Annotated in this window: 6 protein-coding genes; all 6 read right to left on the minus strand. The window is 38.8% G+C overall.

Annotated features, from left to right (window positions below):
• On the minus strand, nt 1–268 hold a 268-nt coding region (locus tag L650_RS0103815; protein ID WP_029772245.1), incomplete at its 3' end, for an SDR family NAD(P)-dependent oxidoreductase.
• Nucleotides 269–413: 145 nt separating this feature from the next.
• On the minus strand, nt 414–917 hold the full coding sequence (locus L650_RS0103820; protein WP_029772246.1) for a DUF962 domain-containing protein: 504 nt from the start codon (nt 915–917) through the stop codon (nt 414–416).
• A 72-nt stretch (nt 918–989) separates the two neighbouring features.
• Nucleotides 990–1,676: a Crp/Fnr family transcriptional regulator gene (locus L650_RS0103825; protein ID WP_029772247.1), complete on the minus strand. Its 687-nt coding sequence runs from the start codon at nt 1,674–1,676 to the stop codon at nt 990–992.
• Nucleotides 1,673–2,329 carry a hypothetical protein gene (locus tag L650_RS0103830; RefSeq protein WP_029772248.1) on the minus strand — a complete coding sequence of 219 codons (657 nt, stop codon included), beginning with the start codon at nt 2,327–2,329 and terminating at the stop codon, nt 1,673–1,675. The genes L650_RS0103825 and L650_RS0103830 overlap by 4 nt, the downstream gene beginning before the upstream one ends.
• 518 nt (nt 2,330–2,847) lie before the next feature.
• A complete protein-coding gene (locus L650_RS0103835; protein WP_029772249.1) occupies nt 2,848–6,015 on the minus strand; it encodes a pilus assembly protein in 3,168 nt (1,055 codons plus the stop codon).
• A 476-nt stretch (nt 6,016–6,491) separates the two neighbouring features.
• Nucleotides 6,492–6,902, minus strand: a complete 411-nt coding sequence (locus L650_RS0103840; RefSeq protein WP_029772250.1) for a hypothetical protein — start codon at nt 6,900–6,902, stop codon at nt 6,492–6,494.
• Nucleotides 6,903–6,928: the final 26 nt, after the last annotated feature.

Consider the following 6,928-nt stretch of genomic DNA (forward strand, 5'->3'; position numbering starts at 1 on the left):
CCCCGCCGTTATTAATTAAAATATCGATAGCAGGTAATGTACTCATTAAATCAGTAACCTGCGCCAATACAGCTTCAGGCGCTGACAAATCAAAGGGCACAATAATGTGCCCATCGCCATGTAAGCTTTGTTTTAGTTCGTTAAGTTTATCAACGCTTCTGGCTGATAAAATAACCTTGGCACCCAGTGCTGCAAACTGTATTGCGAGCTCCTTGCCAATACCTGATGATGCGCCGGTGATCCATACGGTTTTATTGTTGTATTGCATGGGTTATTTGCCTTTATTATTTTATCCGCTGCTTATAACAAGCGTGTTAAGTTTTAAACGTTTATAACGACAGATATATGATTTATAACGTGGTTAACGCTTTATTTAGCACGCTCGAATAACTAAATATTTAAGCCGCTTAGCATTATGCCTTGGTGGGGCCTGCTATGGCGTTAACTTCATGCTCTAGCGATTTATAAAGCCCCATTAAAAATAAAAGCTCAACGGTTACATACAACGGGCCAATAATTAGGCCAATTAAATCATCTACAAACGCAGGCTTTTTACCCTCATAATAATGGCCAATAAACTGCAGCACCCATCCAAATACAAACACGCCCACACCAATACTTAACCAAGGCCAAAAAGCCATAGCAGCGATTGGCTGGGCTGCTAAAAGCAATAAGGTAAACAGTACACCCATTATTAAGCCAAGTGACACGCTCAGCATTAAGTAATACACCACGCTTGCAAAAACAAAAAGCTGCGCGCCATCAATAAGCAGGCTACCAATGGGTATTTGAATACGCGCTAACAAGCACAGCACCGCAAATACAATAAGCGGAATGCCAAAAAAATGAGTTAAAACATTGCGTTTAGAGCGATGGTACAAACCGTATGTACCAAGCTGTTGCTGTAGAGTTTTCATGTGTGTGCCTTTTATTGTGTTTTTTACACTATATCAGGCTTTTAAAATATCACTCTGTCGGGTAACCGACATTTACTGATTACAAAGTAGCTCTAAAGCAGATTGGTTTAAAATGGTCACTTTGTTATAGCCGACCTCAATGAGTTGCTGCTTTGCTAATTTTTTTAAAATTTGATTGGCGGTTTGCCGTGTAAGGTAAGTCATATCAGCCAATTGTTGCTGAGACAAAGTAAACGTATGGCCATTACTATGCGCTAAATGCGCGCACAATATAAGTAAGCGTTTTGCAACGCGCTGCTCGGCACTTAATAGTGCGTGATCTTCCATGCTAGTAAACATAACTCGCAATTTTTGGGCAAGGAGTAACCCAAAGTCTTGCCAATAATGCGGGTATTGTTTTAACAGTTGCTCAAGTGCGCGTTGCCCAATAAAACACAGTGTTACATCGGTTTGCGCATAAACATCGTGGGTGCGCATTCCGCGGTCAAATAAAGTGACTTCGCCAAACCAAAGCGAGGCGTCAACAAAGCTTAAAACAGCTTCTTTACCATTATTACTTACCCCACTAATACGCACCGCACCACTTAATACAGCATAAATACCGTCGTGTTTATCACCTCGTAAAAAAAGAGATTGGTGCGCGCTAAGGCTTAAAGTTTTTGCGTGGCTTAGTAAAAACTGTTTTAAGTGTGCATCGCGCTTAGAAAACCACTGCCCTTGTTCAATAATGTTACAATGTGCTTTACTTAATCCATTCATTGCATTGTGTTTATATGTGGTTGAAGCTCTATTGCCAACGACTTAGGCAAGTCTAAATTACTGGCAATAACAAAGTCGTTATACGCCTCATTACCAGAGAAAAACTCCGCAATAAGCGTTTTATTTTTATATACGTTCACTGAAACACCACTGCCCATACCACCAGCATTAATAATGTAGTAATAGTAATTGCCTTTGTTAAAAAACAAAATACTTTCGCCTACTTTCCCTATTTGACGATAGTAGCTACCAAATGGCTGCGCGGCAGTGGCCGTATACTCAAGGCCAATTTTTTGCTCAGTGCCATAACGATAAGTAATAGCTGAGTTATCATTGGCCACACACACAGACAAAATATTATCAGTGGGCTTTAGTGTATAAGTCACTTTTGCAGTTGGGTTGCGTATAACCTTTTGCATTTTTGCATTTATATACGCTGTTTCACCACGTTTACAGTGACTTGGTACAATTCCCTCTATTAGGCCTTCTACAACAAGGTGCTTTTGCTTAATAGCAGTAGCCGGTAAATTAGCGTTTTCGTTTTTAGCCACTAACGGCGTTTTACTGCTACTAAATAAACTCACTTCCTCATCGCAACCATTTAAAAAGAGTACGGGAATACAATAGCAAAAAGAGATCAATTTGAAACTCATACTAATTCCATCTAATACAACTTAACCTTAAAATAGCGGCAAAATTAAGCACTAGCAACCATTTAAAATGGTAAGTTTTATAATTCTTTTTTTTAACCATGTTATGCAAATATTGCTTTACTATTTAGTGACTTATTTAATATTTATTTACACATTAATTGGTTTATTTACGAACAATTCATATACCAATTATTACCCGTATGTCTATTTTCAATATAGGGACAATAAACCCTCTTTTTATAATACTTAAACACAATAATTGCGGATAAATGTTGGCTAGCGAAAAGCAATGTGGGCTTTTATTAATACAAATTCGCTTGGTTAGGTAATCTATTTTAGGTAGGAGGCGCGTTAAATTTTAGGCAAAAATTACATTGTTGAGCTTTCTTAAGCAGAACACTTTAACGTAGCAAGGTTTGCTTTGGGTTCTATAGTATTAGCTAGAAAAGTTAGCGCATGCCTTTTAAAGGCATGCGCGGTAAATAATAAAGCGCTGCGACTCCTGAGCTAAGGCTAACCTAATCAGATGAAGAATCGTTTTCTTCACGCTTATATATGTAGGTTTGCTGCGTTTTAAAGCCAAAGCCTAATGTATCACTGTCATTTACAAGTTTAACTTTACCATCAACAACAGTTAGCCCTGGTCCGTTAATTTCAGGCGGTTTGATTGGGTTTACTGCACCTTCACCAGTAAGGCTCGGGCCGATTAAATAAAATTGGCTTACTTGGCTCACAGGTATTGTTTCTTCGTACTCGTAGCCACCACCTGGGGTACCGTCATCTGGGTCCCCATCATCAGGTGTTGGCACATCACATAATCCATTATTATTAGCATCTATACATGAGTCGCCTTCACCAAAATACAACTGAGCGGTATCGGGCACATCGTAGCTGGTAGTAAATTTAAGTTGGTCGTACACTTTTGTGCCATAGTGCAAATGAAAAGCGTACATTGCTCCACCGCCCCCTGTTAAAGAGCACTGATTTTTATCAGACTCTAGTGCAGGTGTAAACGATGTATAATAAGCTACGCCTCCTACCACGGTGGCTGCAGCCAATGATTTTTCACCATTACTTAGCTCATATCGCCACCCTTTAAAGCCTGCTAAATCAGTTTCTAGTTCTACAAACTCATCTACATTATCTAGTGCATTGCCAAATGGGTCGTCATTCATAAGCATTAAATCACTTGGTACTATGGGCTCTGGCGTATTTTGTGAATCGAAGGTTTTAGTTACGGTTTGTTCATCGCGAATCATGTAAAGGTGATCTTGCTCATTGGTTGCAAGCGGATTTGAGCGATTACCACTGCCTATCACGATTGCATCGTAAGGCGTATCTAATCGTGTGGTTATTTCTTCACCGCCATAGCTCGTTTTGCTCACTTTACTAAACATAGTACGTGCCACTAGTGNCTTGTAAAAAAAGCGTCGGTCTTGCGTTGCTAATGAACTGCCAAGCTCTGCTAATTTGTAATGAGAAAAACTATTTTTGTCAGAGCCTGGCATATCCACACGCCAAATATTACCCCCCGTATCGGTGGCATATAAACGGTCAATGTAACCATCATAATCTGAGTCAAGCGTTGCTATATCAGCAGCTATACTGTGCTTACCTTGGAAATTGTTATCCTCGGGCGTTAACGCCCATACTCTTTCACCGGTTTTAGCCTTAACAATGTAAATGCCCGTGCCTGATTCATCCTCGCTACGAATCGCATTGTCTTTGTTTGTATCGTATCCGCCACCAAATACCAGTAAAGGCTCATCTCCAAACGCTTTAATATAGGCTATTTGTGGTTTTGACCAGGTTTGAGCTAGGTATTCAAACCCATCTGAGCCGCCTACAATAGGCTTACTCCAAAGCTGTTTTGGCTTATCTGGTGAGCTAATATCAAGTGCATAATAGTTTTTACCCCCGCGGCGCATGCCAGCAAATGCCCATACTTCATCACCTTTAGTGGCATCTATTACTCCGTCATTTAAGCCGTCACTGTTTAAACTTTTATTGTTAAAAAACACACTAATAGGCCCATCCATACCATACACNTTGGCTTGATTTGTACGAAGCGCAGGTATGTTTTTTAACAGCTCAGCAGGCATAAACGCCCACTCCTCTTCAATGCTGTTACCTTTATCGTTAAACATGTGTAAAAAGCCAGCATTAGTGCCCACTAAAATACGTATGTTGCCATCACCATAATCAATAGATACCGGCTTAGAATGCAAAGGATCACCAAAAATATTGGCACGCTGATCTACTGATGAGCTATCGCTATCTTCGTTATCTACATCCATGCCTCTTGCCCAATTAATATCATTGCGCGAGATAGCAATATCAGTACCCGGTATGATGCCACCTATGGCGTCTGACACTATATTTAAAATTTCTTTAACTCTATCAAAGGTAAAATCAACAATACTACCGTCCGAATCTATATACAGTTTGCGGCTTTGTGAGTCTAAGCTTGAAAGTAAGTAGTTTACGCCGCCTTGTGCGACTAAATTACCATCGGCCGGTTTATTTGAAGGTAGCCAAAACGTGCGAGCGTCTTCTTTAATTAAGCCGTCATCACCTATTGCCTCACGGCCTGTGGAGTCAACTATGTTAGAGCCCGACATAACTAATTTTTTTAAATTGCCGCCCCAACGAGCCCCGGTCTCTGGGTAGAACATAGCAAAATAAATTGCTTCTCGGCTGCGGGTTTGGTCAACGTTATTACTGGCAACCGTAGGCGATGAAAAGCTATCGTTTACTTCGCGTATTCTAGAAATAGTGCTATTTAATTTCTCTGAAAGCTCCGCAGAAGTATTTGCATGTAAATATTCTCCACCACCTACTTGAGCTGTTTGCTCTAGTAGCTTCTTACCGTTAGGACTCATTCCACTGCCAAAACCTATGGTAAATACTCGTCCAGTATCGGCAATTTCAGGTGTGCTATCGTACAAATCAATTTCTACGTCACTTGTTCCATGAATTATTTGTGCTAGTGCAGCCAAATAACTTCCACTTGTTGTACTTGGATATGAACCAAACTTAGATTTATAAAGATGGTATATATCATAATTACTTTCAGTGTCACTTTGCGGATCGCCATCCGTCATTAAAATAAGGTTAATAGAATTATCACAGCGCTCATCGCTATCTAAATCAGTTTCGAATGGCGAAATATATGTAAGAGTGGTTACTTTTTTATTTTTTTTATTTTTTTTATAAGTAACAGTTTTACTTAAAAAATCTTCATCTCCTGAATATTCTTCATACCCATACAAAACTTGTTGCCCAGTTAAGTATAAATAAGCTTCCCATAATGTTTCAGTAACTGGTGTACTGCCACTAGCAGGTAGGCTCTTTATCTGATTTTTAACCGTAGCTCTTGAAGAACCAATTTCAGCCATAACATAACCGCCGTAGTTATTTTGAAAGCGCATAAGACCAAAATCAATAGACTCATTATTATTAACCAGGTCGGTCATTGCATCTTTAGCAGCATCAATTTTTCTTGGCCCGTTGTAAGGAAGCTTACTTCCCATACTCCCAGATGTATCAAATACAATTAAAACTCGAGGCTTTTCATCGGTTTCTACGTTATGGTTTACGTATAGCTCTATATCTTCAGCGGTTACAGAGAGGCTAACAGTTGCTGCAAAAAAAGATGCAACAATGCGATTGAAGGTAAGTTTCATTTTAAATCCTTTTATCTGCGCTAAAATCACGCAGTTCCATTAAAAGTGCAGTTACTTATTTATTTTTAGTTTTAATTAGAAAAATGTACAAAACAGCTAAATGCCATTAAACATAAACTTATTTACAAAGATTAATGTTAACTGAATTTGCTATATTTTAAGTACTTTAATGAAAATAGACGCAAATATAAAGAAATTTAATACCCTTAGAGCATTTTATATACGCTTAGCCATTAGTAAAATATCCCGCTTTTAAAAACAATTAACCCTGTGATTCTCGGTTAACCTTACTTGCAATGGTGTTATTACCATATTTTAAGTTTAAAACCCCCTATTAAAATAGGTATTTAAGTGAGGATACACGTTAAACCCGCTTAAAAATTAACAACTCACATTGGTTAATTTCAAAAATAAAAACTAAAAAGCCCCCGCGAGTTATAAACTCGCAGGGGCTTTTTAAGTGTTAAGTAATAAATTTATAACGATAAATCTTCTTTAGCACGCGTTAAATTATGAGATACCAGTGAGTTTTCAGAGATTTGATACGCTTCGTATAAATCTGAAAGGCCTGCGGTGTCTTTTTTGGCCATCATGCGGGCTACACCACGGTTACTTAATGCAAACGATGTAAGTTCGCGTACTTTTAAACGTGGGCCACGGCTTTCTTTTAATAAGGCAATTGCTTGTGTACAAATGGCTTCAGCTTCTGTGTAGTTTTTAGATTCTACATTAAGTGCACAGCTATTAAATGGCTGTTCAAACTCTGGTGCGGCTGTTACAGAATCTTCAATAACCATTAATTTGTAGTCACTTTGATCAGCCATTGCAGCAGCTGAGCAAGTTAATAATGAGCCAAGAGCGATGGTTTTTAAAAGTGTACGTTTCATGATTATCTTCCTGTTTGGTTAGTCGT

Origin of the sequence: Pseudoalteromonas sp. TB51 (assembly GCF_000498055.1) — a bacterium.
In the GTDB taxonomy this organism is placed as follows: domain Bacteria; phylum Pseudomonadota; class Gammaproteobacteria; order Enterobacterales; family Alteromonadaceae; genus Pseudoalteromonas; species Pseudoalteromonas atlantica.

Coding starts and splice junctions, on each gene's coding strand:
- L650_RS0103820 (WP_029772246.1), bottom strand. CDS start 917: ATGAAAACTCTACAGCAACAGCTTGGTACATACGGTTTGTACCATCGC.
- L650_RS0103825 (WP_029772247.1), bottom strand. CDS start 1,676: ATGAATGGATTAAGTAAAGCACATTGTAACATTATTGAACAAGGGCAG.
- L650_RS0103830 (WP_029772248.1), bottom strand. CDS start 2,329: ATGAGTTTCAAATTGATCTCTTTTTGCTATTGTATTCCCGTACTCTTT.
- L650_RS0103840 (WP_029772250.1), bottom strand. CDS start 6,902: ATGAAACGTACACTTTTAAAAACCATCGCTCTTGGCTCATTATTAACT.